At 71.2% G+C, this 26,862-nt stretch carries 26 protein-coding genes; 13 read left to right on the top strand and 13 right to left on the bottom strand.

The genetic code is table 11. From position 1 onward, the window contains the following. Nucleotides 1–73 precede the first annotated feature (73 nt). The 4 genes from I4Q55_RS18710 to I4Q55_RS18695 all read right to left on the bottom strand — a co-directional run bounded on the left by I4Q55_RS18710 (nt 74) and on the right by I4Q55_RS18695 (nt 4,458). A complete protein-coding gene (locus I4Q55_RS18710) occupies nt 74–901 on the bottom strand; it encodes an ABC transporter permease (protein ID WP_206789336.1) in 828 nt (275 codons plus the stop codon). Continuing rightward, entirely contained in the window at nt 898–1,791 is an 894-nt protein-coding gene (locus tag I4Q55_RS18705; protein ID WP_206789335.1) for an ABC transporter permease, read from the bottom strand. The genes I4Q55_RS18710 and I4Q55_RS18705 overlap by 4 nt, the downstream gene beginning before the upstream one ends. 400 nt (nt 1,792–2,191) lie before the next feature. Next, on the bottom strand, nt 2,192–3,235 hold the full coding sequence (locus I4Q55_RS18700; protein WP_206789333.1) for an ABC transporter ATP-binding protein: 1,044 nt from the start codon (nt 3,233–3,235) through the stop codon (nt 2,192–2,194). Then, nucleotides 3,232–4,458: an extracellular solute-binding protein gene (locus I4Q55_RS18695; protein ID WP_206789331.1), complete on the bottom strand. Its 1,227-nt coding sequence runs from the start codon at nt 4,456–4,458 to the stop codon at nt 3,232–3,234. The genes I4Q55_RS18700 and I4Q55_RS18695 overlap by 4 nt, the downstream gene beginning before the upstream one ends. A 62-nt stretch (nt 4,459–4,520) precedes the next feature. Between I4Q55_RS18695 and I4Q55_RS18690 the strand changes: the two genes are divergently transcribed. After that, a complete protein-coding gene (locus tag I4Q55_RS18690) occupies nt 4,521–5,225 on the top strand; it encodes a GntR family transcriptional regulator (RefSeq protein WP_206789588.1) in 705 nt (234 codons plus the stop codon). Continuing rightward, entirely contained in the window at nt 5,222–6,127 is a 906-nt protein-coding gene (locus I4Q55_RS18685) for a dihydrodipicolinate synthase family protein (protein ID WP_206789329.1), read from the top strand. Before I4Q55_RS18690 ends, I4Q55_RS18685 begins: the two co-directional genes overlap by 4 nt. Here I4Q55_RS18685 and I4Q55_RS18680 read toward each other — a convergent pair. Further along, the gene (locus I4Q55_RS18680; protein WP_206789587.1) at nt 6,124–7,095 is read right to left on the bottom strand and encodes an RNA polymerase subunit sigma-70; all 972 of its coding nucleotides are present in this window, start codon (nt 7,093–7,095) and stop codon (nt 6,124–6,126) included. The genes I4Q55_RS18685 and I4Q55_RS18680 overlap by 4 nt on opposite strands. Before the next feature lie 197 nt (nt 7,096–7,292). Between I4Q55_RS18680 and lysA the strand changes: the two genes are divergently transcribed. Further along, on the top strand, nt 7,293–8,636 hold the full coding sequence (lysA, locus tag I4Q55_RS18675; protein ID WP_206789328.1) for a diaminopimelate decarboxylase: 1,344 nt from the start codon (nt 7,293–7,295) through the stop codon (nt 8,634–8,636). Here lysA and I4Q55_RS18670 read toward each other — a convergent pair. Continuing rightward, nucleotides 8,614–10,164, bottom strand: coding sequence for an APC family permease (locus I4Q55_RS18670; RefSeq protein ID WP_206789327.1), 1,551 nt, complete (start codon nt 10,162–10,164; stop codon nt 8,614–8,616). The two genes, lysA and I4Q55_RS18670, sit on opposite strands and share 23 nt — an antisense overlap. Nucleotides 10,165–10,427: 263 nt before the next feature. Here I4Q55_RS18670 and I4Q55_RS18665 point away from each other — a divergent pair, with 263 nt between their 5' ends. Beyond that, nucleotides 10,428–10,904: an Lrp/AsnC family transcriptional regulator gene (locus I4Q55_RS18665; RefSeq protein ID WP_091319192.1), complete on the top strand. Its 477-nt coding sequence runs from the start codon at nt 10,428–10,430 to the stop codon at nt 10,902–10,904. A 46-nt stretch (nt 10,905–10,950) separates the two neighbouring features. Here I4Q55_RS18665 and helR read toward each other — a convergent pair whose 3' ends face one another. Beyond that, nucleotides 10,951–13,155 carry an RNA polymerase recycling motor ATPase HelR gene (gene helR / locus I4Q55_RS18660; RefSeq protein WP_277991928.1) on the bottom strand — a complete coding sequence of 735 codons (2,205 nt, stop codon included), beginning with the start codon at nt 13,153–13,155 and terminating at the stop codon, nt 10,951–10,953. Between the two features lie 100 nt (nt 13,156–13,255). Next, entirely contained in the window at nt 13,256–15,073 is a 1,818-nt protein-coding gene (locus tag I4Q55_RS18655) for a LamG-like jellyroll fold domain-containing protein (RefSeq protein WP_206789325.1), read from the bottom strand. Nucleotides 15,074–15,153: 80 nt separating this feature from the next. Between I4Q55_RS18655 and I4Q55_RS18650 the strand changes: the two genes are divergently transcribed. Beyond that, complete coding sequence (locus I4Q55_RS18650) at nt 15,154–15,537, top strand: glyoxalase/bleomycin resistance/extradiol dioxygenase family protein (protein WP_242546266.1); 384 nt, start codon at nt 15,154–15,156, stop codon at nt 15,535–15,537. Here the strand turns inward: I4Q55_RS18650 and I4Q55_RS18645 are convergent. After that, nucleotides 15,513–16,001, bottom strand: a complete 489-nt coding sequence (locus I4Q55_RS18645) for a DUF6328 family protein (RefSeq protein ID WP_206789323.1) — start codon at nt 15,999–16,001, stop codon at nt 15,513–15,515. The genes I4Q55_RS18650 and I4Q55_RS18645 overlap by 25 nt on opposite strands. A gap of 125 nt (nt 16,002–16,126) precedes the next feature. Between I4Q55_RS18645 and I4Q55_RS18640 the strand changes: the two genes are divergently transcribed. Next, nucleotides 16,127–16,690, top strand: coding sequence for a superoxide dismutase family protein (locus tag I4Q55_RS18640; RefSeq protein ID WP_206789322.1), 564 nt, complete (start codon nt 16,127–16,129; stop codon nt 16,688–16,690). Here I4Q55_RS18640 and I4Q55_RS18635 read toward each other — a convergent pair whose 3' ends face one another. The 3 genes from I4Q55_RS18635 to I4Q55_RS18625 form a co-directional block, all read right to left on the bottom strand. Then, the gene (locus tag I4Q55_RS18635; protein WP_206789321.1) at nt 16,691–17,083 is read right to left on the bottom strand and encodes a TIGR03667 family PPOX class F420-dependent oxidoreductase; all 393 of its coding nucleotides are present in this window, start codon (nt 17,081–17,083) and stop codon (nt 16,691–16,693) included. 66 nt (nt 17,084–17,149) lie between these two features. Next, nucleotides 17,150–18,997, bottom strand: coding sequence for a DUF2339 domain-containing protein (locus I4Q55_RS18630; RefSeq protein ID WP_242546265.1), 1,848 nt, complete (start codon nt 18,995–18,997; stop codon nt 17,150–17,152). A 59-nt stretch (nt 18,998–19,056) separates the two neighbouring features. After that, entirely contained in the window at nt 19,057–20,022 is a 966-nt protein-coding gene (locus I4Q55_RS18625; protein ID WP_206789317.1) for a Gfo/Idh/MocA family protein, read from the bottom strand. Nucleotides 20,023–20,102: 80 nt separating this feature from the next. Between I4Q55_RS18625 and dusB the strand changes: the two genes are divergently transcribed. Further along, nucleotides 20,103–21,242 (top strand): tRNA dihydrouridine synthase DusB, encoded by a 1,140-nt coding sequence (dusB, locus tag I4Q55_RS18620; protein WP_206789315.1) that lies wholly within the window; start codon nt 20,103–20,105, stop codon nt 21,240–21,242. Here the strand turns inward: dusB and I4Q55_RS18615 are convergent. After that, nucleotides 21,163–21,564 (bottom strand): hypothetical protein, encoded by a 402-nt coding sequence (locus I4Q55_RS18615; protein WP_206789314.1) that lies wholly within the window; start codon nt 21,562–21,564, stop codon nt 21,163–21,165. The two genes, dusB and I4Q55_RS18615, sit on opposite strands and share 80 nt — an antisense overlap. Before the next feature lie 109 nt (nt 21,565–21,673). Between I4Q55_RS18615 and I4Q55_RS18610 the strand changes: the two genes are divergently transcribed. The 6 genes from I4Q55_RS18610 to I4Q55_RS18585 are packed head-to-tail and all read left to right on the top strand — an operon-like array spanning nt 21,674 to nt 26,861. Further along, nucleotides 21,674–22,321: a VC0807 family protein gene (locus I4Q55_RS18610; protein ID WP_206789313.1), complete on the top strand. Its 648-nt coding sequence runs from the start codon at nt 21,674–21,676 to the stop codon at nt 22,319–22,321. 32 nt (nt 22,322–22,353) lie between these two features. Next, nucleotides 22,354–23,046: a GntR family transcriptional regulator gene (locus I4Q55_RS18605; RefSeq protein WP_206789312.1), complete on the top strand. Its 693-nt coding sequence runs from the start codon at nt 22,354–22,356 to the stop codon at nt 23,044–23,046. Further along, the gene (locus I4Q55_RS18600; protein ID WP_206789311.1) at nt 23,043–24,038 is read left to right on the top strand and encodes an ADP-ribosylglycohydrolase family protein; all 996 of its coding nucleotides are present in this window, start codon (nt 23,043–23,045) and stop codon (nt 24,036–24,038) included. Before I4Q55_RS18605 ends, I4Q55_RS18600 begins: the two co-directional genes overlap by 4 nt. Beyond that, nucleotides 24,035–24,910: a PfkB family carbohydrate kinase gene (locus I4Q55_RS18595; RefSeq protein WP_206789310.1), complete on the top strand. Its 876-nt coding sequence runs from the start codon at nt 24,035–24,037 to the stop codon at nt 24,908–24,910. Before I4Q55_RS18600 ends, I4Q55_RS18595 begins: the two co-directional genes overlap by 4 nt. After that, nucleotides 24,907–26,337, top strand: coding sequence for a cytosine permease (locus tag I4Q55_RS18590; RefSeq protein ID WP_206789307.1), 1,431 nt, complete (start codon nt 24,907–24,909; stop codon nt 26,335–26,337). Before I4Q55_RS18595 ends, I4Q55_RS18590 begins: the two co-directional genes overlap by 4 nt. Continuing rightward, the gene (locus tag I4Q55_RS18585; protein ID WP_206789305.1) at nt 26,334–26,861 is read left to right on the top strand and encodes a cysteine hydrolase family protein; all 528 of its coding nucleotides are present in this window, start codon (nt 26,334–26,336) and stop codon (nt 26,859–26,861) included. The genes I4Q55_RS18590 and I4Q55_RS18585 overlap by 4 nt, the downstream gene beginning before the upstream one ends. The last annotated feature ends 1 nt before the right edge of the window (nt 26,862 follow it).

Genomic DNA, 26,862 nt, shown 5'->3' with positions numbered 1-26,862 from the left:
CTGCAGGTTCGCTCGATCGTGTCGATCATGCGTTCGACTTTTCGCGGTAAAGTCGAACGCATGAGCGAACAGATCAGGTTTCCTCCCGGATCCGGGTCACCAGCTGGGTCGGGTTCACGAACCGCAGCGCGACGAGAAGGAGCACGAGCATGGACGCGGTGTAGATGGTCGCCATGGCGTCGACAGACTGGTTGGCGCGGATGCCCGCGGCGAACACGGAGTTGTAGAGCGCCACCACGAGGGTCGTCGAGTCCGGGCCGGCGGTGAGGAACGTCAGCTCGAACATGCCGACCGTGCGCACCAGCACCAGGATCGACGCGGCCAGGATGCCCGGCAGCAGCAGCGGGCCGAGGATGCGGGTGAACACCGAGACGGTCCGCGCGCCGGACATGCGGGCCGCGGCCTCGATCTTCGGGTCGATCTGCTCGATGAACGGCGTCATCGTGAGAACGACGAACGGCACCGAGGGCACGAGGTTGGCCAGGATGACGCCGGTGATCGTGCCGGCCAGGTGGAACTTGTACAGCACGGTGGCCAGCGGGATGCCGTAGGTGATGGGAGGGATCAGGATCGGCAGCACGAACAGCAGCATCACCAGGCGCTTGCCGGGGAACGAGCGGCGGGCCAGCGCGTAGGCGGCCGGAACGCCGACAGCCACCGACACGGCGATCACCACCAGCGCGACGATCGCCGTCGTGAGGAGGATGTCCGAGAGGCCGAACTCGCGCCAGGCGTCGGCGTACCAGTGGGTGGTGAAGCCGTCCGGGAGCCAGGTGCCGAACCACTGCGTGCCGAACGAGTCGACGACCACCGAGAGCACCACGCCCGCGAGGTTGACGAAGAAGAACACCACGACGGCCCAGACGACCCAACGTCCAGGACGCGCGACCCAACCGGTCATCCCTTACCTCCGGTCGCTCCGCGGTACAGCGTGCCGCGCCACGCCATGACCAGGCCGATCACGATCAGCATGACCACCGCCATGAGCATCGCGACGGCCGAGCCCATCGAGTAGTCGTACTCCTCGAACGCGGCGTGGTAGGCGGCGATCGAGATGACGCGGGTCTCGTTCGCCGGATCGCCGACGAGCTGCGCGCTCGGGAAGACCGAGAACGCCATCACGAACGAAAGGCAGAAGGTGATCGCCAGGCCGGGCGCCAGCAGCGGCAGCGTGATGCGGCGGAAGCGCTGGACGCCGTTCGCGCCGAGCGTCGCGGCGGCCTTTTCCAGGGAGGGGTCGATGCCGGAAAGGTAGGACAACGTCAGCAGGAAGGAGAACGGGAAGCCGGTGATCACCAGGGAGAGCAGCACGCCGGTGTAGTTGTGGATCAGCGGGAGCGGCTGGTCGGTGATCCCGAGGACGGTGAGCACCTTGTTCAGCCAGCCCGCCGGCCCGCCGTACATGATCAGGCCCTGCGCGGTGAGCACCGTGCCGAGCGTGATCGGCACGACGAGGATCGTCGTCAGGAGGCGCTTGCCGCGGACGCGGCCGCGCATGACGTAGGCGATCGGGATGCTGGCGAGCACGTTGATGAAGGTTGCCGGGAGCGCGATGCCGAGCGTCGTCCAGATGGTGTTGCGCAGGTACGGGTCGCCGAAGAACCGCGCGTAGTTCGCGAAGAGCCCGCCTTTGCGCGGCGCGAACGACAGCTGGAGGCCGTAGAGGAAGGGGTACAGGAACAGGCAGGCAGTGACGAGCAGGCCGGGCACCAGGAGCAGCAGGGTGCGATCGATCCCGCGTTCGGCAAGCCGATGCCGAAGGGCAGGGCGAGCACTGGCCACAGCGGTCATGGCGCAACCTCCGCACCCCAAGCGGCAGCGCTCGCTACGGCAGCTCCGGCAGCGGCCCGCACCGCACCCCCGGCGGCAGCGCTCGCCTCGGCGGCTTCGGCAGCAGGCCCCACCCAGCCCAGGTGACAGCGATCGCTACGGCGGCTCCGGCAGCCCCCGCCGGCCCCCCGGACGGCAGCGACCGCCTCGACGACTCCGGCAGCGACCACCACCGGACCCCGGACCACAGCGACCGCCTCGGCGGCTCCGGCGCCAGCCCGGGCGGCAGCAGTCCTCACGGCGTCCACGCCACCCTTCCTCGCAGCGGCCAGCCCCACGCTCCGGACGACACCGGCCCGCGGCGCGCTCGCGGCGCAACCACCGCGTCGCCCGGCGCCCACCGTCGTCGCGATCCCGGCGCTCACGGCGCGAACACCAGGACCCGTTCGGCCGGGACGCCGATCTTCGCCGTGTCGCCCGGGGCAAGGCGCTTGTCCGTGCGGAAGTACACCGGCACCCCGGTCGCCAGCCGGGCCGAGACCGACAGCTCGCGGCCGTGGTACTCGACGATCTCGACCGTCACGTCGAGGGCGTTCTCCGTGCCGTCGCCGACCACGAAGTCCTCCGGGCGGATCGCCACCTTCGCCGGGCCCTCCGTGCGCGAGCCGCGGCCGGTGAGGCGGACTCCGTCGCCCTCCACGGTGACCGACGAGGCCGCCGTCGAGGTCACCGTCACGTCCAAGAGATTGCGATACCCCATGAAGGAGGCCACATAACTGTTCACCGGCTGGGCGTACACCTCTTCCGGCGTCCCGATCTGCTGGACCGCGCCCTCGCGCAGCACCACCAAACGATCAGCCAGCGACAAGGCCTCCTCCTGGTCGTGGGTGACGTACACCGTGGTCAGGCCGAGCGTCTGGTGGAGGCGGCGGATCTCCATCCGCATCTCGAGCCGGAGTTTGGCGTCCAGATTGGACAGCGGCTCGTCCATCAGCACGACCGGCGGCTCCAGCACCACCGCGCGGGCGATGGCGACGCGCTGCTGCTGCCCGCCGGACAGCTGGGCGGGGAACTTCGCCGCGTGCTCGGTCAGCTGCACCAGGCGGAGTGCTTCGTCGACCCTCCGCCGGGCCTCGGCGCGGCCGACCTTGCGCATCTTGAGGCCGAAGCCGACGTTGGCGCGGACGGACATGTGCGGGAACAGCGCGTAGTTCTGGAAGACCATCCCGAACCCACGTTGCTCCGGCGGCTGCCCGTCGATGCGGGTGTCGTCGAGCCAGATGCTGCCCGCCGTCAGGGGCAGCAGGCCGGCCAGGCAGTTCAACGCCGTCGACTTGCCGCAACCGGACGGGCCGAGCAGGGCCACGAACTCGCCGCGGGCGATCGCGAGGTCGAGGCCGCGCAGGGCGTTCGCGGTGCCGAAGCTGCGCGAAACGCCGTCCAGCCGCAGCTGCCCGAACGTCACTTCTTGCCGACCTTCGAGCCGCCGACCAGCTGGTTCCACTTGTCGAACGCCTTGACCTGCTGCTCGGCCGGCAGCGAGGTCTCCTTGGGGTACTGCGCGATCCACTGGTCGTACTCCGGGCGCCCGAACTGCCGAAGAGTGTCCTGGCTCTTCTGCGGTGCCATCTGCAGGGTGACGTCCTTGACCGCCGGGCCGGGGTAGAAGTACCCGTCGTCGTAGGCGATCGCCTGCTGGTCCGGCTTGAGCATCCACGCGACCAGCAGCAGGATCGCCGACTCCTGGTCGGGCGAGAGGCCCTTGGGCATCAGGGCGTACTGGGCGTCGGTGACCCAGTGCATCGGCTGCATGATCGCGGTCTTGACCGTGTTGGGCACGGTGCCGAGCTTGCGCGGGTTGATGTCCCAGCCGGTGGTCGACATGACCATGTCCACCGCGCCGGACGCGAGGTTCTTCATCGTCTCCGTGGTGCCCGACGGGTAGTACTTCACGTACTTGCCGAGCTCCTGCAGGAACGCCCAGGTCTTGTCCCAGCCCTTGTCCGGGTCCTTCGGGTCCTTGTCGCCCAGCAAGTAGGGCAGGCCCATCAGGAACGTCCGGCCCGGGCCGGAGTTCGACGGCTGGGCGTACTGGAACTTCTCCGGGTGCGCCTTCGCCCAGTCGAGCAGCTCCTGCGGGGACGCCGGGGCGACCGGCACCGCGCCCGGGTTGAACTCCAGGAGCGGGCCCGACGGGTAGTAGACGACCTCGATGCCGTAGCCGTTGGCCAGCTCCTGCATCTTGGCCGCGGGCTCGAGGTAGTTCTGCATCAGGTTCGGGAACCGGCTCGAAAAGCCCGGCAGGACCTTGGCCAGGGTGCCGTTCGCGATGCCGGCGGAGAGCCCGTCGGTGCCGCTCAGCACCAGGTGGGTCTGGGCGACGCCGCCGTCCTGCTCGGCCTTGAGCTTGCCCGCCATGCTCGGCGCGGGGGCCGTCGAGTAGGTGACCTTCGCGAGCACTTCGGGATGCGCCGCCTTGAAGTTCTCGATCATCTGCTTGGTGAGCTGCAGGTTGCCCGCGACGTCGAGGATGTTCAGCTCGACCGGTTTGCTCGGCTTTTCCGGCACGGCCTGGGGATCCGCCGCCTGGCCGCCGTCACCGCCGGGCGCGCCGCAGGCCGCCAGACCGGCGGCGAGGCTCACCGCCAGCAACACTCGTCGGAATCGGAAGCCGGTGCAACGCTGCATGGCTGCTCCCTAGGTCCGTGATAATGTTGTATGTCGCATCGTATATCAGATCGGACATGCCAGTGGCGAGCACTTCTTCGGCCCGGAGGCCGCCGCCGCCCGTCTCGCGGACGGATTTCGTCCGTGACGCCATCAAGGAAGCGATCTTGAGCGGGGAGTTCGGGCCGGGCGAAACGCTCGTAGAAGCCGAGGTCGGCGCCCTGCTCGGGGTGTCGAAGACGCCGGTGCGCGAGGCACTGCGGATCCTGGCCGGTTCCGGTTTGGTCACGATGAGCACGTACAAGGGGGCGGCGGTCCGGGTCATGGACGCCGAAAGCGCGTACGCGGTGTACGACCTGCGCGCGCTGCTGGAGCCCGAAGCGGTCCGGCGAGCCGTCGAGCGAGGCGCCGACTTCGCGGAAGCGCGGCAGGCGCTGGCCGGCGTCGAAACCGGCGCGGAGGCCGGTGACCGGGCGAAGGCCAGCCTGGCCAACCGGCTGTTCCACCGCGCGCTCTACGCCGGGTGCGGGAACCGGCTGCTGGTCGACGTCCTCGACGGCCTGCGCGACCAGGCCGCGCTGATCACCGTCACCGGCTGGGGCATCAGCCCGACCTGGCAGGGCGAAGCCGCCGAACACCGGGCGATCCTCAACGCCGCCGAGAGCGGCAACGCCCGGCAGACCGAACACCTGCTGCGCAAGCACATCACCGATTTCATCGACCGGGTCGCCCGCGGGCTGCCCGGCGAACGCACCACCGAGACCGGCGATCCGAAGGGGGCCCGATGACGTTCGAGGAGCAGAGGCGGCGGCTTTCCGGGGTGGTGGCCATCCCGGTCACGCCGTTCGACGCCGAGGGCGCCGTCGACGGCCAGACGTACGCGAAGCTGGTGGACCGGCTGATCACCAGCGGCATCGAGGTCGTGACGCCCAACGGCAACACCGGCGAGTTCTACGCGCTCGACGCGGCCGAAGCGCGGCACTGCCTGGAGGTCACCGTCGAGGCGACAGCGGGCCGGGCGAGCGTGCTCGCCGGCATCGGGCACGACGTCGCGTCGGCGAGGCGGGCCGCGGCGCACGCCCGGGACGCCGGTGCCGACATGATCATGATCCACCAGCCGGTGCACCCGTACATCTCCGGTGACGGCTGGGTCGACTACCACGCGTCGATCGCCGCCGCGGTGCCGGAACTCGGCGTCGTGCTCTACGTCCGCAACCCGGCGATCGCCGGCGAGCAGCTGCGCGCGCTCGGGGCGGTGGCACCGAACGTCATCGGCGTGAAGTACGCCGTCCCGGACCCGGTCCGGTTCGGCTCGGTCGCCCGGGACGCGGGCTTCGACCGGTTCGTGTGGGTCGCGGGGCTGGCGGAGCTGTCGGCTCCCGGCTACTTCGCCGTGGGCGCCACCGGTTTCACGTCCGGCCTGGTGAACGTCGACCCGGCGATCTCACTGGAGATGTTCCACGCACTGTCCACAGGGGACTATCCGGCGGCGATGGCGGTCTGGGAGCGCATCCGCCCGTTCGAGGAGCTCCGGGCGGCCAACGGCAACGCCAACAACGTCAGCGTGGTCAAGGACGCGCTCGGCCAGCTGGGCCTGTGCCGCCCGGACGTCCGCCCCCCGAGCCGGCTGCTGACCGGTCCCGAACGCGAGCAGCTCTTCGGGCTGCTGTCCTCGTGGGGGCTCTCCTAGCACGTCATCGCGAGGCCGAAGGAAGCGAAGACGGCCGGGACGAAGGTGGTCACCTCCGCCACCCGGCCGTCGACGACGAGCAGCGTGTTGAGGCCGAGGGCGTGGAACCGGCCGTCGTGGCGGACGTACGTCGCCACCGCCGGGCCGCCGTTCGCGCGCACCGGGACCATCCGCAGCTCCATCGGCTCCGCCGCGTGCAGCACCGGCGCCCAGGCGGCGAGGACGGTGGCCAGGCCGCCGTACCAGGTGGGCTCCGGGCCGTCGTAGCCGCCGGCGCCCGGCTGGTGACTGCACCGGACGTCGTCGCGCAACACCGCGGCGATCGCCTTGTCGTCCGCCGAGGTGATCGCCGCGATGTAGCGCGCGACGGCTTCGCGCTCCTCGCTGCTCGAAGGAACTCGCCACTCCGTACGCCGCGAAGGCAGCTGCTCCTTCAACTCGGCACGCGCGCGCTGAAGCGAGCTGTTCACCGAAGCGGGGGTTGTCCCCAACGCGGTCGCAGTCTCCTTCGCCGACCAGCCGACGACGTCGCGAAGGATCAGTACCGCGCGTTGCCGCGGCGAGAGGTGCTGGACGGCCGCGAGGAACGCCAGCTCGACCGTCTCGCGGGCGATGGCCGCGTCGAGGAGGTCGTCCGGGCACGGCTGCAGCCACGGGACGGCGGCCGCGGGCCGTGGCGCCAGGTGCGACTCCATGGCCACCGGCAGGTCCACCGAGGGAACCACCCGTGGCGTGCGGTCGAGGAAGTCGAGGCACGCGTTGGTCGCGATCTTGTACAGCCAAGCCCGCACGCTCGCGCGTCCGGCGTACTGATCACGCCCGCGCCAGGCGCGCAGCAACGTCTCCTGCACCAGGTCCTCGGCCTCGTCGAGCGATCCCAGGAACCGGTAGCAGTGCACCCGCAGCTCCCGGCGGTGCTGCTCGGTCAGTTCGGCGAACTCGGTCTCGTCCATCGTGTCGGTAACCATGCCCGGTGTGACGGCGGCCGGCACGGAAACCGAACTCTTCGCAGGTCACGTCGGGTGTGGCCGAAGTTACTCGCGCGTTAATAAGGAGTAAGCGGACAAACCAAAGCCGTCAGGACGGCATTCACGGGTGATCTCCGGACCCGTCGGCAGGAGTGTCCTGACGGCAGTCCGATCCGCCGTGATGCCCGGAGGCACCCGTGACGCTCAGCGAGCTTCTTCCCAGCCTCGGCTGCGAAGCCGCCGATCACCTCGAGCCAGGAGTCTGGCCGCGAAGCACCCAACTCGGCGAAGACGGCGAGCTTCTCTTCGCCGGCGCCGAAGTCAGCCACCTCGCCGCCCGATTCGGGACGCCGTCCTACCTGATCGACGAACAGCAGGTTCGCGACACCGCGCGTGAGTACCGCGAAGCGCTGCCGGACGTCGAAGTCGCGTACGCGAGCAAGGCGCTCTGTACGCGGGCCGTACTCCGTTGGGTCGCCGAAGCGGGGTTGTCGCTCGACACCTGCTCCGCCGGTGAGATCGCCGTCGCGCGCTCGGTCGGCTTTCCCGCCGATCGCATGCTGCTGCACGGCAACGCGAAGACGCCCGAGGACCTGAAGGCCGCGCTCGGCTACGGCGTCCGGCGGATCGTCGTCGACTCGCTCGACGAAATCGAACAGCTCGGCGCGCTCGCCCACGGCGCGCAGCAGGTGATGATCCGGGTCACCCCGGGTGTCGAGGCCGGCGCCCACGCCGCCATCAGCACCGGCGCCGAAGGCCAGAAGTTCGGCTTCTCGCTCCTCGACGGCGTACCCGACAACGTCGACGCCGCCGCCGAAGCCGTGAAGAGGCAACCCGGGTTGCGCCTGATAGGCCTCCACTGCCACATCGGCTCCCAGGTGCCCCGGATCGACCGGTACGAGGCCGCCGCGCGGCGGATGGCCCAGGTGCTCGTCCGCATCCGCGACACCCACGGCGTCACGCTGCGGGAACTCGATCTCGGCGGCGGCCACGCGGTGCCGTACGTCGGCGGCGAGCCGGCCTTCGACCTCGGCGGCTACTCGCGACGCCTGCGCGTGGCCCTCGCCTACGAATGCGCGGCGCACGGTTTTCCCCTGCCGCGCCTGACGATCGAGCCCGGCCGGGCGCTCGTCGGACCGGCCGGGATCACGGTCTACCGCGTGTGCGCCGTCAAGCGCGGCAGCCGCACGTTCGTCGCGGTCGACGGCGGCATGAGCGACAACGCGCGGCCGTCCCTCTACGGCGCGCGGTACACCACGCGGCTGGTGGGACGGCGGTCGAAGGCCAACCGCGTCCCGATGACCGTGGTCGGCAGGCACTGCGAAGCCGGTGACGTCCTCGCCGACGGCATCACCCTGCCCGCCGACCTGCACGCCGGCGACCTCCTGGCCGTGCCGTGCACCGGCGCGTACCACCACTCGCTGGCCTCGAACTACAACCAGGTCGGCCGGCCGCCGCTGGTCGGCGTGCGGAACGGCGTCGCGACGCTGCTGGTGCGCCGCGAAACCGAAGAAGACCTCAGCCGACGCGATCTGGGGTAACGATGCGGTCGCCGTCGCGTGGCACGACCCCGCGCGGCAGGCGGCGGCCGGCGAAGAAGTCGCGGCAGGCCCGGTGGACGGCGAACATCAGCGGCACCCCGAGCACGATCGACACCACGCCGATCACCGCGACGCCGCCGATGCCGAACACCGTCGTCTCGCCCGCGTCCGGCCGCGCGTACTCGATCAGCGCGAACCCCAGTACCGCCAGGAAGAACACGCCACCGGTGAACGGCAGCAGCCCGCGCAGCACGAAGTTGCGCACGCTCGCGAACAGTGTCCGGCGGAACACCCAGACGCAGGCCAGCGAGGTCATCGTGTACTCGATGGCGATGGTCAGGCCCACCGCGTCGACCGAGTCTGCCAGCACGTTGTCGCTGATCAGCGCCAGCAACACGTACACCGCCAGCGACACCAGGCCGAACGCCCAGGTCGCGACGGTCGGCGTCCGGAACCTCGGGTGCACGCGCCCGAAGACCCGCGGCAGGGCGCCGTGACTTGCCATCGACAACGTCGTGCGCGCGGCCGGCATGATCGTCGCCTGGCTGGTCGCCGCGCCGCTGGTCAGCACCGAGACGATCAGCAGCACGCCGAGCACCTTGCCGGTCGCGCCGTCGCCGAACACCGCGCCACCCAGTCCGGCCAGGACGTCCTCGGAGCCGGCCTCGTTCGCCAGGCCGATCCCGTCGGCGCCGACCCCGGCGAAGGCGAGCGCGGCGACCGTCACGAGCAGGTAGTTCAGCACCAGCAACACCGTCGACAGCACGGCCGCGCGCCCCGGCGCGTGGCGTGGATCGGCGGACTCCTCGTTGACCGACAGCGAGCTTTCCCAGCCCCAGTAGATGAACACGGCCAGCAGCACCGCCGAAACCGCGGTACCGGCGGAAACCCCGCCCGGCCACAGCCAGTCCAGGTGCGGCAGCGACGCCTGCGGCCCGGCCGTGCCTTCGAAGACGCGGACCAGCGCGACGACCGAGAACAGCACCAGGACGGCGAGTTCCACGCCGAGCAGGATCCACTGCGCCCGCGCGGACACCTCGATGCCGCGGTGGCAGAGCCAGCACAGCCCGAGCAGCCAGGCGGCGCCGATCGCCGTCGTCAGCCACCGGTTGCCCGCCGCGTCGGACGCGCCGAACAGCAGCAGCGTGTACCGGCCGGTGAGCGCGGACTGGCTGCTCATCACCAGCAGCTGCGCGACCGTGACGACCCAGCCGGTGAACCACCCGGCGTGCGGGCCGAACGCCCGGGCCGCCCAGGTGAAATTGGTGCCGCAGTCCGGTTCCGCGGTGTTCAGCTCGCGGAACGCGAAGGCGACGAACAGGACAGGCACGAACGAGAGCAGCACGAACGCGGCCGCCTTGAAGCCGGTGCCGGCCAGCACGATCAGCCCGAGCGTGGCCGCGATGGAGTACGCCGGCGCGGTCGAGGACATCCCGATGACCATCGACGACACCATGCCCAGCGCGCCGCCGCGCAGTCCCTTGGCGGGAACGGCGGGGGCGGCACCGAGCGCCACGGCCTCCGACATGCGTTGGTCCTCCTGGGGTCACCGGTACGAAAGAGCCGTCGGACGGTACCTGGCGCGGCCCGGCGGGCGCGCCCGGCTGTGCGCGGGCGCACAAAACCGCCTCGGAAAGCCTCGTCGATTTCGCCTCTCGCCACCGATTCCTCGGCTGAGCGCGGCGTGCACGTCGAATCGCGCGAAGCTGGCGCGGGGGTCTCGCTTTCTCGGCAGGTCTCGATACGCTGCGCACTTGACAAATCACATGCCGAAACACAGGGAGGGACGGCATGGGTGACGAAACACGTGCGCGCGCGCTGGACAACACGGACAGATCGCTGATCGCTCTGCTGCAGCAGGACGGCCGGGCCTCGTTCACCGCACTGGCCAAGGCGGTCGGCCTTTCGGAGGGAGCGGTCCGCCAGCGCGTACAGCGGTTGCTGCGCGACGACCTGATGCAGATCGTCGCGGTGACCGACCCCGCCAACGTGGATCTGACGCGCCAGGCCATGGTCGGCATCAACGTCGACGGCGTCGATCCCCGTGAGGTCGCGGACAAGCTGTCCGAGCTGACGAACGTGCACTACGTCGTGCTGTGCGCCGGGCGTTACGACCTGCTGGCCGAACTGGTCTGCCGGGACGACGACCACATGCTCGACGTGCTCGGTGAGGAGATCCGGAAGATCCCGGGCGTGTCCGGGACCGAACTGTTCGTGTACCTGAAGCTGGCCAAGCAGAACTACTCCTGGGGCCGGCTCACGGCGTAGCGGCGCGGGGATGACGGGCACTCGCCGCCCGCCACCCCCCGTTCCGCTACAGGAATCGCCGGTGCCCGGACCTCGCGGGCACCCCGGCCTCGGCGAGGCCGGTCAGCGCCGCCGGGAGCGGATCCCGGTGCAGCACCCCGAGGCGCTGCGTGGCGCGCGTGAGCGCGACGTAGAGCTCGGCCGCGCCGCGCGGGCCCGCGGCCAGGATCCGCTCCGGTTCGACGACGAGCACGGCGTCGAACTCCAGCCCTTTGGCTGCCGCGGCCGGGATCGTTCCCGGCACCCCGGGCGGACCGATCACGACGCTGGTGCCTTCGCGGCCGGCCTCGTCGCGGACGAAGTCCTCGATGGCCTCGGGCAGCTCGTCGTCCGCCACTCGTCTGGACCACGGCCGGACGCCGCACGCGCGCACCGATTCCGGCGGCCGCGCGCCCGGCGCGAAGCGGGTCAGCAGCGCGCCCGCGACCGTCATGATCTCCGCCGGGGTCCGGTAGTTCACGGTCAGCTCGCGGTACAGCCAGCGGTCGCCGACGTACGGGGCGAACACCGGGCCCCACGCCGTCGCCCCCGCCGCCGAACGGCGCTGGGCGAGGTCGCCGACGACCGTGAACGACCGGCTGGGACACCGCCGCATCAGCACCCGCCAGTCCATTTCGGACAGTTCCTGCGCCTCGTCGACGACGACGTGCCCGTACGTCCAGTCCCGGTCCGCGGCCGCCCGTTCGGCGAGGTCACGCTGGTCACGCTCGGTGAACCGCCCGGCCAGCTCCTCGGCGTCGAGCAGGTCCTCGGCGAGCAGCGCGACGTCCTCGTCCAGTTCCTCGGCGTCCAGCTTCATCACCTCCATGACGCCGGAGGCGTACTCGGCCTCCGCTTCCGCCCGCCGGCGCGCGGCGGCGCGTTCGGCGGCGTCGTCCCGGCCGAGCAGGTCGACCAGCTCGTCGAGCAACGGCACGTCGGACACGGTCCAGGCGGTGCCGTCCGCGCGGAACAACGCCGGATCGGCACCGGCCGCCTCGAGCCGGCGCGGCGACATGTACAGCGGCGCCAGCAGCGTCTCCGGCGTCAGGTAGGGCCACAGCCCGTCGAGCGCGGCGCCGAGCGCTTCGTGCTCCGCGAGTTCGCCGAGGACGTCGGCGCGCAGGTCCGCCCACAACCCGCGGTCCTCCCGGCTGAGCCAGCCTTCGCCGATCTTCGCCACGCCGCGCTCGGCGACGAGTGCGACGGCGCGCTCCCGGAAGACCGCGCGGGCTTCGTTGTGCGGCAGCCCTGTCTCGCGTGCGGCCAGCCGGGCCTCGGCCACGAGGCCGGCGTCGAGTGCCACGGTGACGTCGCCCAGGTCGATCAGCATCGGCTCGTCCGGCACCTGCTGCCGGTCGGCGACCGCGGCGGCCAGCACGTCGAGGATGCGCAGCGACCCCTTGAGCCGCGCGACCTCCGGCTCGTCCTCGGCGGTGACGCGCAGGCCGGGGAAGAGCCCGCCGGTCGTCGTGAAGACGACGTCCGACTCGCCGAGTGACGGCAGCACGCGGCCGATGTGGTCGAGGAACAGCGGGCTCGGCCCGACGACGAGCACGCCGCTGCGCGACATCCGCTCGCGCTTGGTGTAGAGCAGGTACGCCACCCGGTGCAGGGCCACGGCCGTCTTGCCGGTGCCGGGGCCGCCTTCGACCACCAACACGCCCGCGTGGCCGAGGCGGATGATCTCGTCCTGCTCGGCCTGGATCGTCGCGACGATGTCCCGCATGCCCTCGCCGCGGGGCGCGTTGACGGCCGCGAGCAGGGCCGCGTCCCCGCGTTCGGCGTCCCCCGGACGTCCCAGGACCTCGTCGGTGAAATCGAGGAGCCGACGGCCCATCGTGTGGAATTGACGGCGACGGCGCATGTTTTCCGGCGTCGCCGCGGTGGCGACGTAGAACGGCCGCGCCGCGGGCGCCCGCCAATCCAGCAGGAAGGGTTCGTAGTCGTTTTCCGCGTCGAAGAGCCCGATCCGGCCGATGTAGCTGGTTTCGCCCGAAAGGGCGTCCAGCCGGCCGAAGCAGAGCCCGTTGTCGGCGACGTCCAGCCGGGCCGCCTCCCGCGACCGGAACCGGACGTCGTTGTCCCGTTCCCCCGGCTTCACACCGGTTTGCCCGAGTGCGCCGTGGTACCGGGCCTGCGCCGCCGCGCGCTCGCGGTCGAGCCGCTCGTACAGCGCGGCGACGTAGGCCCGTTCTTCCCGCAATTCCTCGTCGTACCCCTGGTTTGACAAGTTCCCCTCACAGCGGTTAGACTCTTATCAGGTTCGGCGAGTTCTTCTGTGTTTCCGAAGAGTACGCCGATTTTTTATTGTCCACCCGCTGTCAAGGGCTTCAGCCCAGCATGAATTCACGCGGGTTCAGCGGCCGGTCCACCACCCGCACGTCACCCAGCAGCCCGGCGAAACTGCGGTCGACCTTGCCCTCGTAGGACGACGCGCCGACCAGCCACGGCCCGCCCGGATCGGCGAGCCCGACAGCGGGCGTGGCCGGGTTCCGGACCACCGGGCAGCCGTCGACGTACATCGTCGTGCGCCGGCCGTCGTTGACCACGGCGACGTGCCACCACTTCTCGACCGGCAGCTCGTGGCCCCAGTTCGTCGAGGTCCGGTCCTGGTTCAGCGGGTACACCGCCCACTGCAGCTCGCCACCGTCCGAAAGGGACAGCGTGGCCGCCGATTCCTGCGGGTCGTCGCCGGTCTTGCCCGCGGCGGCGCCGCTGCCCTGCCGGGCGAACAGGCCGCACCAGCCGTGGTGGCCGTCCTTGAAGTTCGCGGGCAGCCGGAAGAACGCCTCGACGGTGTACCCGCGCTCGAACTTCAGCCGGTTCATCGGCGCCGCGTCGACCGTGCGCAGGTAGGCGCCCCGGCTGGGGTCGCGGCTGCCATCGAACCGCAGGCTCGCCCGTGACGGCTGCCGCGGCGAGAACTCGTTCGAGTACTTCAACGCGTCCGGCCCGCTCCCGGGCGCGGTCACGCGCGTGAGGTCGTTGCCACGGCCGGTCTGGTCACGCACGACGACGTCGTCCGGCACCGCCTTGCCGTCCTGGCCGCCCTCGAAGCGCCAGTACGCGACGGTTCCGGGGACCAGCAGCTGCTTCGCGGGCCGTCCGGGCGGAACCGGCACCGGCGCGAAGCCCCGGAAGCGCTCGGCGAAGTCGATCTCCAGGCTGAAGTAGTCGGCCGCGCCGCTGCGCTCGACCTCCACCTGCTGCATTTCGCTCAGGTGGTCCTGCGCGGCGAGCCACGGCGAGAACGTCCGGACGTCGATCACGCCGCGCGCGAGGTCGAACTGGTAGAGCCGGATCATCGCGCTGCCGCCGTAGTAGCGGTCCTGGTAGTTGGCGATGTGGACGTGCACGTCGTGCCCGGCGGCGTTCTTCCGGACGGTGCGCCCGGTCGGCCAGTAGTGGCCGTTGAGCGTGAGGAAGATCTGGTCGTTGCCCTGCACGAGCTCCTGCCAGACGTGCTCGCCGAACGTCGAGAACTGCGCCTGGGCGTTGTCGTCGGCCCAGACCAGTTCGTGGATGGTGAGGATCGCCGGCAGCGTCGGGTGCTCCGCGAGGACCTGCTTCGCCCAGTTCAGGCCACCTGCCGAGGGCCGCCAGTCGAGGGCGAGCAGCAGCCACTCGCGGCCGCCGCCACGGAAGACGTGGTAGCTGTTGTAGCCGTCCTTCGTCGCGCCGCGGAACGTCGGCGAATTGCGCTGGCGCTGCGGGCCGAACGCGTCGAGGTACGGCGACGGGCCGCGCTGGTCGTCCTTCGAGCCGTCGATGTCGTGGTTGCCCGCGAGGGTGCTGTACGGGAACCGGCAGCGGTCGAGCGCCTGGAACGACCGGCTGACGCGGGCGAATTCGTCCGCCCGGCCGTTCTGGGTGAGGTCGCCGAGGTGGGCGAGGAAGACAACGTTGTCTTCGGCTTCCTCGAGGACGTACCTCAGCGAGGCGTCCAGCGGGGCCGCGTCACCGCGGTCCTCGTCGAACAGGTACTGCGTGTCGGGCATGACCACGAGCGTGAAGCGCGGATCTTCGGTGTCCGGGCGGTGCCGGCCGGCGGCTTGGGCAGCCGGGGCGCCGAGGACGTTCGGCAAGGTCACCGCGGCGGCGACGGCCGGGGCGCCGAGGAGGAAGGTCCGGCGAGAAGTGTCAGTCACGGGCGGGAAGCTACGGGCGGCTTCCGACCACCCCGGCAACGCCTGCCGAACACCGGATGAACAGCGGTAGTGTCCGCGGCATGAGGCTGTTCCGGCTGATCCAGCCCGTCGACGACATCGAGGTCGCGGTCGCTTTCTACGCCGCCGTCTTCGGCGATCCGGGCGAGCGGATCGCGGTCAACCGGCACTACTTCACCCTCGGCGAGGTGGTACTGGCCTGCGTCGCAGCCCCGCTCGAACACCGCGAACCGCGTCCGCGGCGGGACCCGCGGATCGTCTACCTCGCGGTCGAGGACGTCGAGGAGACGTTCGAGCGGGTGCGCGCCGCCGGGCCGCGCTGGGCCGACGACACCATCGAGACGCAGTTCTGGGGCGAACGCTCCTTCTACGCCGACGACCCGTTCGGCAACCCGCTCTGCTTCGTCCAGGAGGACACGCTCTACTTGGGCGGGCCCGTCGGCTGATCGCCGTTGGCCGGGTGCATCCGGATCGGCATGACGAACCAGAGGATCCCGAAGATCAGCACGCACAGCACGCCCAGGATCCCCATGGCGATCCAGCCGTAGACGACCTTGGCGATCAGCGCGACCGTCGACGTGATCGCCAGCGCCAGGCAGACCAGCCCGACCAGCACGAGCCCGTTGCCGACGCGCAGGATCCGTTCCCGGCTGCCGGTGCGGAACAGCAGCCGGTGCCACGCCGCGGGCGCGGTGAGCAGGGCCGTCGACGCCACGGCGAGCGCGACCGCGGACAGGTGCAGCGACTTCTCGAACCCGCTGGCGTCGTGGAACCGGTCGGTGAACACGACCGACAGCAGGAAGCCGAAGAGGATCTGCACCCCGGCCTGCGCGACACGCAGTTCCTGCAGGAGCTCGCCGACGTTGCGCGTGAGCTGTTCGTTGCGGGTTTCGCCGGTGTGTTCGGGCACCAGATGACCATAACCGGGCTCACGACTGTCCACCGGATGGGAAATCCGTAACTTTTCCACCAAATCGGTCACTCGTCCGAGTGATGATCATGGCGGCTCCCCGGACGACTGGCTAAAGAGGGGAAATGCGTCTTCTTCCCGTTTTGGCCGCCGCGGCCGCCGTCGCCGTGCTCGCTCCCGGCACCGCCGCCGCGTCGCCGGCACCGGCGCGGTTCACAACCGCGTACGGCACGTTCACCGCGGCTGCCCCCGGCGCAACCGCGGTGACGTACCGCCCCGACCTCGTCCCGGCCGGCGCCCGGGCGCACGTGTTCGGCCTTTCGGCCGAGAGCGCCGGCACGACCACCCTGCTCTTCGTCAGCGGCCTGCGGCCGGACCGGGCCTACGGCGCCCACGCGCACACCCAGCCGTGCGGCGCCACCGGCGACGCCGCCGGGCCGCACTTCCAGCACCTGCCGGACCCGGCGAAGCCGTCGGTCGACCCCGCGTACGCGAACCCCCGCAACGAGATCTGGCTCGACTTCACCACCGACCGGGCCGGCACCGGCTTCGCGCGGTCCACAGTGGACTGGACGTTCGCCGATCGGCGGGCGAAGTCCGTGGTCATCCACGAAACCCACACCCACACCGACCCGGGCCACGCGGGCACGGCGGGTGCCCGGCTGGCTTGCCTGAGCGTCGGTTTCTAGTCAGAACCCCCAGGAGCGCTCGGGCACCACGCGAATGCGGGCGGAGTACTCGGCGTCGAAGGCTTCCGGTGTCTCGAAACCGACCGCGGCGTAGTGGGAGCCGTACTTGTCGAGGTACCCCGGCGCCTCCGAGGCCTTCCCCGCCTCGAGGTACGCCTTCCCGTTCACGACGACGAACGCGCCGCCGTGCTCGTCGGTGTTCAGGTGGAAGCTCACCTCGGGATTCGCCTCGATGTGCCGGATCTTCGCGGCGCCGGGCTGGCTGAACAGCACGATGTCGTCGCCGTCGAGGACGAACCACACCGGCCGCGGCGCGGGCCGCCCCTTCGGCGTGACTGTGGTCAGCCAGCCGATCGGCTCGTCCGCCCGGTCGGCGAGTTTCGGTGGTGCCATGTCGGTGCCCCCTGGTCGTCGGTCCTGTGATTCAGGTAACCACGGGGCACCGGCAATTCTTCCGCCTCAGCGCGACGCGACCCGCCGCGCGTACCGCGTCCCGGCCGCCAGCAGCACCAGGCCCGCGCCGAGGAACGCGCCCACCCTGGCCAGCCCGTCGAGCGCCGACAGGTCGAACAGCACCAGCTTCAGCACCGCGGCGCCGACCAGGATCAGCCCGGTCACCCGCAGCGCGACGACGTCGATCCCGCGCAGGAGCAGCACGAGCGCCGCGATCGTCCAGGACACCGTGATCAGCGCGTGGCCGACGAGGAACCCGGTCCGGCCGGGGACCGCCAGCAGGGCGCCGCAGAGCACGACCCCGGCGGCGCCGTACAGCGCCGAAACCCCGGCGAGCAGCCAGATCGGCAGGTCTTCGGCCGGGCCGCGGAACACCGACAGGCGCGCGGCGGCCCACGGCAGCGCGACCGACACGGCGAGGATCAGCGCGGCGACCGCGAGCGCGCCCGCCAGCTCGGCGGCCGGGTGGGTGCGGGGCACGATCAGCAGCGCGGGCGTGACGTCGAAGACCAAGCCGAGCAGGCCGCCGATCGCCGCGAATCCGAGCGCGGCGGCGAGCGCACCCCGGTTGCGGCCGCCCACCGCGGCCACGACCAGCAGCAACGCCTCGCCGAGCAGCACCCCGGCGCGCGCCGGGCCGTCGAACTGGGTGACGGTCGCCTGGAGGATCGCGAGCAGCCCGGCCAGGCCGGCGACCTGCCCGGCGAACCCGGGCCACCAGCGGCGCGCCGCCCAAACGGCGAGCAGCACGACGCCCGCCCCGGCCGTGACCGGCACCGCCTGCGCCTTCGGCAGCAGCAACGCCGCGACGAGCGTCGGCACCACGGCGGTGGCCAGCAGCGAGAGCGCCGCGGGGTCGTTCTCACGACGCCGCAGCACGATGAGCGCCAGCACGACCGCCGTGACCCCGGCACCGCCCGCCGCGGCGGTGTTGGGCCAGCTGCCGCCCCCGCCGAGCACCGCCGTGCTGATCACGGAGGCGAACAGCGGCGGGATACCGGCCGCGAGCGTCAGCGACGACCAGTCGCGGCGCAGCTGCACCGGCGCCGTCGCGAGCTGGATCATCAGCAGGAAGGTGACCAGTTCGGGGGTGAACCCGCGGACGATCATCGGCGCGCAGACGGCACAGCCGACGACGACGGCCGAGGCCAGCAGCGGCGACTCCCACCGCACGGCCACGAGCAGCCCGCCGACGGCGACCGCCAGGCCGGCGGCGAGCCCGGCGAGCACCGGCAGGAACTCGTACAGCGACGTCGCGGCGACGACGTCCAGGTAGAGCGTGGCGATGCCGGTGGCCGCCAGCGCGAAGGCGCCGGTGCGGCCGGCGGGCTTGCGGTGCAGCCAGACACCGGTGCCGGTGAGCGCGAGCCCGAACCCGGCACCGACGAGCACCCGCGGCAACGGCCCGAGCCAGCCGCGCTGCACGGCCAGCACGAGCAGCAGGACGACACCGAGCAGCGTGACGGCCCCGCCGACCCAGGCGAGCACGCGGCTGCCGGCGCCTTCCTTGCCGAGCTTCTCGCCGAGCGTCTGCCGCGGAGCAGGCGGGACGTACTGCTGTTGCGGCGGCGGGACGTACTGCGGCGCCGGCGGGGGCTGCCACTGGTAGTGCGGCCACGGGACCGAGTCGGGCCGCATCGGCCTGGGCGGGGGTTGAGGTTGCGGCTCAGGTTGTCGTTGCGGTTGTGGTGCCGGGTGCGGCTGGGTGGTCTGCTCGGGCTGCTTGGCCGGTTCGGCCTGGTCTGCCTGCCCGGCCTGGACGGTCCGCAGTTCGGAACCCACCAGGGCGAGACGACGCCCCAGGTCGTCGATCTCGCCGGCGAGCCGGAGGAGCACATTCGCTTCGGTGGTCATACCGGACAGGGTCACCCAAGGCGCCCACCTGCGGATCCGTAGCACTACTCAATCCCGGGTCACGTCCTGGTCGCGGCCAGCACCTGGTCCATGGTGGTCATGATCGAGACGGTCTCGGCCAGCGGCATGAGCGGACTCTCGGTCTCCCCGGCGGCCAGCCGCAACGCGACTTCGTCGGCCTGGTGCCGCAGGCCGTGGCCCTCATCGACGTATTCGAATCGGCTTCGTTCGCCTTCGCGCGGGATGAAGGTGAAGGACGCGGGCGCGTAGAAGGCCCCGTCGACCTCGATCCGCGCGTCGGTGCCGACGATCGCCGCGGTGGTCGGTGAAACCGCGCTCAAGGTGCAGGTCAGGACGGCTTGCGCGCCGCTCGCGTAGCCGAACAGCATCGACATCTGGGCGTCGACGCCGGTGAAGGCGGGACTGGCCATGGCGGCCACGCGCTCGGGCGCGCCGAGGACCATCGACGCGAACGAAACGGGGTAGATCCCCAGGTCGAGCAGGGCGCCGCCGCCGAGTTCGGGAGCGAACAGCCGGAAGGCCGGGTCCGCGGCGAACCACTGCCCGTGGTCGGCGGTGACGGTGACGACGTCCCCCAGCCGTGGCAACAGCTCGCGGATGTGCCGGACGTGCGGCAGGAAGCGCGTCCACATGGCCTCCATCAGGAAGAGGTCCTTGGTCCGCGCGAGGCCGACGAGGTCGCGAGCCTCGTCGGCGTTCATCGTGAACGGCTTCTCGACGAGCACGGGCTTCCCGGCTTCGAGGGCGAGCCGGGCGTTGGCGTGGTGCAGGGGATGCGGCGTGGCGACGTAGACGACGTCGACATCCGGATCGTTCGCGAGGGCTTCGTAGCTGCTGTGGCGGGTGGGAACGCGGTGCTTGTCGGCAAACCGCTCGGCACCGTCCGCGGTCCGTGATCCGACCGCGGCGACCACACCGGACTCGGTGAGCCGCAGATCGTGGGCGAAGGCGCCGGCGATCCCGCCGGTACCCATGATTCCCCAGCGCAGGGGCGCGTTCGTCATGGCGGGAAACCTATGCCTCCCTCCGGGAGGGCGCGAAGGCCGCGAGCCCCTGGTCGACGTGATCGACACCACAAGCGACAATGGAGGACGTGACCGCGACCCTGAGCAAGCCCGCCCTGAAGATCGGCCCCTACGAGGTCGATCCGCCGGTCGTGCTCGCCCCCATGGCCGGCATCACCAACGTCGCCTTCCGGCAGCTGTGCCAGGAGTACGGCGCCGGCATCTACGTGTGCGAGATGATCACCGCCCGTGCCGTCGTCGAACGGCACCCCGGCACCATGCACATGATGACCTTCGGCGAGCACGAAAAGCCCAGGTCCATGCAGCTCTACGGCGTCGACCCCAAGACCATGGCCGAAGCCGTCCGCATCATCGTCGGCGAAGGGCTCGCCGACCACGTCGACTCCAACTTCGGCTGCCCGGTCGCGAAGGTGACGCGCAAGGGCGGCGGGGCCGCGCTGCCGTTCAAGCGGAAGCTGTTCGAGGCCATCGTCCGCGAGTCGGTGAAGGCCGCCGGCGACACGCCGTTCACGGTGAAGTTCCGCATCGGCATCGACGACGACCACCGCACCTTCCTCGACGCCGGCCGCATCGCCGAAGCCGAGGGCGCCGCCGCCGTCAGCCTGCACGCCCGGACAGCCGCGCAGCGCTACTCCGGCCAGGCCGACTGGACGAAGATCGCCGAGCTGAAGGAAGCCGTCACGACCATCCCGGTGCTGGGCAACGGCGACATCTTCAGCGCCGACGACGCCCTGCGCATGGTCGCGGAAACGGGCTGCGACGGCGTCGTCGTCGGCCGCGGCTGCCTCGGCCGCCCGTGGCTGTTCGGCGAGCTCGAAGCCGCTTTCCAGGGCCGCGCGATCCCGACCCCGCCCAACCTGGGCGGAGTGGCGCGGGTGCTCCGCCGCCACACGGAACTCCTCATCGAGCACGACGGCCACGACAAGGCCATGCGCGACATCCGCAAGCACATGGCCTGGTACCTGATGGGCTTCCCGGTCGGCTCGGAGCTGCGTCGCGGCTTCGCGATGCTGTCGTCGATGGACCAGCTCGACGACCTGATCGCCCAGCTCGACCACGACGCCCCCTTCCCGGAGGCGGCCACGGGCCCGCGAGGACGTCAGGGCTCCCCGGGCAAGGTCACGCTGCCACATGGCTGGCTCGACGATCCGGACGACGACTGCGTGCCCGAGGCCGAAGATATGCACTCGGGCGGCTGAGCTGCACCAGGCTCAGGCCGAACAGCAGTACCCCCAATGGGACGTGCACGGCCGTGACGTGCGCGATACCGAGGACCACCTGCGCGGTCACGAGCCCCAGGAACACCCCCGCGTAGAGGATCACCCGTGGCGAGCCGCCACCCGGCCGCCAAGCCAGCACCGCGGCAACCACCTGCACGACGGCAACGATCCACACCGTGTACGCCGAAGCGCTGTGGAGCACGTGCCCGTTCGGGGTGGTCAGCAACAGCCCGGCGGTGACCGGGGCAAGGAAGACCGCCAGCGTCTGCAGCGCCATCGTGAGGCGCAAGAAGATCGTCATACCCAGTAGACGACGCAGCGGCGCGAAACGTGAGGTCGTGACATCTGTCAGGCCGAAGTCGTGGCGGACGGCATCCTTCCCGGCCCCGCTCCCGCGACAAGCTCGACGCATGACGACGAACCAGCCCGGAAGCTCCCTGCTCAAGACCCTCGCGATCGAGATCGCCGTCCCTACCGGCGTCTACTACGCACTCCACTCGCTCGGCGCGAGCGACTTCACCGCGCTCGCCGTCGCCGGCGTCTTCCCGCTGGCCCGGACGCTCCACCAGTTCGCCAAGGAGCGCACGCTCAACGGCCTCGCCCTCGTCGTCCTCGTCACGAACGTCGTCGGCATGCTGCTCACCTTCGTCTCCGGCGACGCCCGGATGATGATCGCCAAGGACTCGCTCGGCAGTGGCGTCACCGGCCTCGTCATCCTCGCCTCCGCGTTCACCGCGGCGCCGATCATGACCAAGACGATGCGCCCGTTCCTCACCCGCGGCAAGGCCGAAAACGAAGCCGCGTGGGAACGGCTCAGTGAAAACGAAACGTTCACCGCCATCATGCGGCGCTGCAGCGTCATCTGGGGAATCGGCTTCGTGCTGGAAAGCTCCGTCCGCATCGTCGGCGCGTTCACCCTGCCCGTCCCGACCATGGTCTGGCTGAGCACGACCCTCTTCGCGGGTTCCTTCGCGGTGATCATGGTCGTCTCCGGCAAGGTGGCCGAAAAGGCCGGCAAGATGATCGCCGCCGACGCGAGGCCCCTTGTGGCCGCTTGACCTGCGACAACGCGCGGTGTACAGGTGTGTACATGTACAGCAAGCGGCAGCAGCTCGTCGGGGACCTCACCGACCTGATCCGCTCCGGGCGCCTCGCCCACGGCGACCGCCTCCCCGGCGAGCACCAGCTCGCCCTGCAGTACCAGGTCAGCCGGGGCACCGTCCGCAGCGCGCTGTCCGAGCTCCAGCAGCTCGAGCTCATCTCCACCCAGGCCGGCGTCGGGTCGTTCGTCACCTTCGACGGCGTCCAGCTCGACCAGCGGCTCGGCTGGGCCCGCGCGCTCGCCGACGCCGGCGCGCCGGTCACCACCGAGCTGCTCGGCATCGAAACCGTCGAAGACCTTGTCCTCGAAGAAGAATTCGGCGAACAGGCCTACGTCGCCGTGCGGCGGTTGCGGCGCGAGCACGACCGGGGGATCTCCCTGGAAACCGCCACCGTGCCCGCCGTCGGACCGCTCGCCGTCCTCCCCGAAACCGGCCTGCGCGACGGCTCGCTGACCAAGACCCTCGAAGCCGCCGGGCGGATCTCCGTCGGCGGCGACCAGTGGATCAGCACCGAACGCCTCGACGCCGGCGCCGCCGGACTCCTCGGCCGCAGCGTCGGCGAGCTCTTCCTCCGCGCCGAGCGCACCTCGGTCGACGCCGAAGGCCGGCTCGTCGAGCGGGTCGTCAGCCTGCTGGACCCGGACCGGTTCCAGTTCCACCTCACCTTCGGGCACCGGTGACCGCGCGCGACCGGGCGCTCGGCGCGTTCACCGGCCTGGCCGTCGGCGACGCGCTCGGGATGCCGACGCAGTCGATGTCCCGCGCCGCCATCGCCGCCACCTACGGGCCGGTCACCGGCCTGCTCACCGCCGTCGCCGAGCAGCCGGTCGCGCCGTCGATGCCCGCCGGCTCGGTCACCGACGACACCGAGCAGGCCGTCCTCCTGGCCCGGCTGCTCATCGACGGCCGCGGCACCGTGGAGCCACACGTGCTGGCCGACGCCCTGCTGATCTGGGAGGCGGACATGGTCCGCCGCGGTTCCGCGGACCTGCTCGGGCCGTCCACCAAACGCGCGCTCGCCCGGCTCCAGGACGGCGTCCCGGCCGACGAAGCCGGCCGCACCGGCACCACCAACGGCGCCGCCATGCGGGTCGCGCCGGTCGGCATCGCGACGCCGTCGGAGAACCTGCACCGGCTGGTCGACGCGGTGGCCGCGACCGCGCGGGTCACCCACAACACCAGCCTGGGCATCGCGTCGGCCGCCGCGGTCGCGGCCGCCGTCTCCGCCGGGGTCGACGGCGCGAGCCTGGCCGAGGCGCTCGACGCCGGGGAGCGCGCCGCCGTCGTCGGCGGGGAACGCGGGCACTGGGCACCCGGCGGGGAGATCGCCGCCCGGATCCGCTGGGCGCGTGACTGGGTGCGGGGCATGGCGCCGGCAGCTGTCGCCGACGCGGTCGCGCAGGTCATCGGCACTTCGGTCGCTTCGCAGGAATCCGTCGTGGCCGCCTTCGCGCTGGCCGAGGCCATGGGCGACGACCCGCCGTCGGCGTTGCGGCTGGCCGCCGGGCTCGGCGGCGACACCGACACCGTCGGCTCGATCTGCGGGGCGATGCTCGGCGCCGCGCACGGCGTCGGCGCCTTCCGCCCCGACGTCGTCGAAACCGTGCTCGCCGTCAACCGGCTCGAATTCGGGCCGCTCGTCGACGAACTCCTGAAGCTGCGCCGCCGGTGAGCGGGCGGCTGGTGCACACCGGACAGGTCGTCGTCGACCTCGTCATGGCGGTGCCGGCCCTGCCACCGCCCGGCGGCGACGTCCTCGCGTCGTCGACGAACCTGTTGCCCGGTGGCGGTTTCAACGTCATGGCCGCCGCCGCGCGGTCCGGTGCGCGCGTGCTTTACGCCGGCAGCCACGGAATCGGGTGCTTCGGCGACCTCGCCCGCAACGCCCTCGCGGCCGAAGGCGTGGAACTGGCGCACGAACCATCGTCCGAAGTGGACACTGGTGTCGTCGTCGTGCTGGTGGACGCGGCCGGCGAGCGGACCTTCGCGACCGGCACCGGCGCCGAAGGACGGCTGCGAGCGGAACAGCTCGACCGAGTCACCCCAAAGAATGACGACGTCGTGTACGTGAGCGGCTACAGTTGGTTGCACGAGATCAACCGCGGCGCCCTTCTGGAGTGGCTGCCTCGCCTTCCCGGCTCGAGGATCCTGTTCGATCCCGGCCCGCTCATCGCAGACATCAACCCTGGAGACCTTCATGACTTGCTGTCCACAATAGACATACTGAGCTGCAACGCCCGCGAAGCCGAGGTGCTGGGCGAGCTGCCACCGGTTGCCATCGTGCGCGAGGGCGCGAACGGCTGCCGCGTCCACGAGCACGGCCGGATCACCCACGTCCCCGGCTTCCCGGTCGACGCGGTGGACACCACCGGCGCCGGCGACACGCACTGCGGTGTGCTGGCCGCGGAGGTGCTGCGCGGCAGTAGCCTCCTCGACGCCGCCGTGCGCGCCAACGCGGCGGCCGCGCTTTCGGTGACCCGGCCCGGTCCGGCGACCGCGCCGGGCCGTGAAGAGATCGACAAGCTGGTGGAGGCCACGCGATGACCGCTTCCCGCAGGCTCGAGGTGGAGACCAACGGCCTCGACGTGATCGACGACGCCGAGCGGCGTGGAAGACCACGGCAGCTGTTCTGGCCGTGGTTCGGCGCGAACGTGTCGGTGCTGGGGCTGAGCTACGGCTCGTTCACCCTCGGCTTCGGCATCTCGTTCTGGCAGGCACTGGTCGCCGGCCTCGTCGGCATCCTGTTCTCGTTCCTGCTGTGCGGCTTCGTCGCCATCGCGGGCAAACGGGGGTCGGCGCCGACGATGCTGCTCTCGCGGGCGGCGTTCGGCATACGCGGCAACCGGCTGCCGTCGGCGATCTCGTGGCTGCTGACGGTCGGCTGGGAAACCGTGCTCGCGGCGCTGGCGACGCTGGCCACGGCGACCGTGTTCGAGCGCCTCGGCTGGGGCGGCGGGACGCCGACGAAGGTGATCGCGCTCGTCGTGGTGGCGGCGCTGACCGTGGCCGCCGGCGTCCTCGGCTTCGACGCGATCATGCGGCTGCAGACGTGGATCACCTGGATCACCGGGGTGCTCACGGTCGTCTACGTGGTCCTCGTGGCCGGCGACGTCCACTGGGCGGCGGTCAGCGCGCTGCCGTCCGGTTCGGCGCAGCAGTGGGTGGGCGCGCTGGTGTTCCTGATGACCGGCTTCGGTCTCGGCTGGGTCAACGCGGCCGCGGACTACTCGCGCTACCTGCCGCGGTCGGCGTCGAGCCGGGGCGTGGTCGGCTGGACGACGTTCGGCGCGTCGGTGGCGCCGGTGGTGCTGCTGGTGTTCGGGCTGCTGCTGGCCGGCTCGTCGCCGGACCTGAACAAGGCGATCGCGGCCGACCCGATCGGCGCGCTGACTTCGTTGCTGCCGCTGTGGTTCCTGGTGCCGTTCGCGATCGTCGCGGTGCTCGGCCTGGTCGGCGGCGCGGTGCTGGACATCTACTCGTCGGGGCTGGCGCTGCTCTCGGCGGGCGTGCGCATCCCGCGTCCGGCGGCGGCGTTCGTCGACGGCGTGATCATGATCCTGGGCACGATCTACATCGTGTTCTTCGGCGGCGAGTTCCTCGGCCAGTTCCAGGGTTTCCTGGTGACGCTGGGCGTGCCGGTCGCGGCTTGGTGCGGCGTGATGCTCGCGGACGTCCTGCTGCGCCGCGACTACGCCGAGCCGGACCTCTTCGACCCGGCCGGCCGGTACGGCGACGTCCGGCTCGGACCGATCGCGCTGGTCCTGGTGGCGACGGCGCTCGGCTGGGGCCTGGTGACGAACACATCCGCGGACTGGCTGAAGTGGCAGGGATACCTGCTGGAGCCGTTCGGGCTCGGCGGCCGCGAAGGCGCCTGGGCCTTCGCGAACCTCGGCGTGCTGCTGGCGCTGGCCCTGGGCTTCCTGGTGACGTTGCTGACGCGGCGGCGGGTCCGCGCCCAGGAGGCGGTGTGAGGCAGATCCTGGCGGTCATCGACCTGCAGAACGTCTTCGCCGACCCGGCGAGTCCGTGGTTCACCCCGCGCTTCGCCGAGGTGATCCCCCCGATCCGCCGGCTGGTGACGGCATTCGGCGACGACGTCGTGTTCACGCGGTTCGTCGCGCCGGCGCGACCGGAAGGGGCGTGGCGGCGGTACTACGAGCAGTGGCCGTTCGCGCTCCAGCCACCGGACTCGCCGCTGTACCAGGTGGTCGACGCGTTCCAGCCGTCGTCCACTGTGGACGCGACCACGTTCGGCAAGTGGCACCCACGCATGGCAACCCGGGTGGGTGGCGCGGGCCTGGTGCTGGCGGGCGTCTCGACGGACTGCTGTGTGCTGTCGACGGCCCTGGCCGCGGCAGACGCGGGCGTCGCGGTCACGGTGGTATCCGACGCCTGCGCGGGCGCGGACGACGAGAGCCACGCGAAGGCCCTGGACATCCTGCGGCTGTACGCCCCGCTCGTGCAGGTCGCCACCACTGAGGAGGTGCTCGGCTAGG

The sequence above is a fragment of the Amycolatopsis sp. MtRt-6 genome (assembly GCF_017308975.1).
Taxonomy (GTDB): domain Bacteria; phylum Actinomycetota; class Actinomycetes; order Mycobacteriales; family Pseudonocardiaceae; genus Amycolatopsis.
The sequence above is the reverse complement of the archived record's forward strand: the minus strand, read 5'-3'. Positions and strand labels throughout refer to the sequence as shown.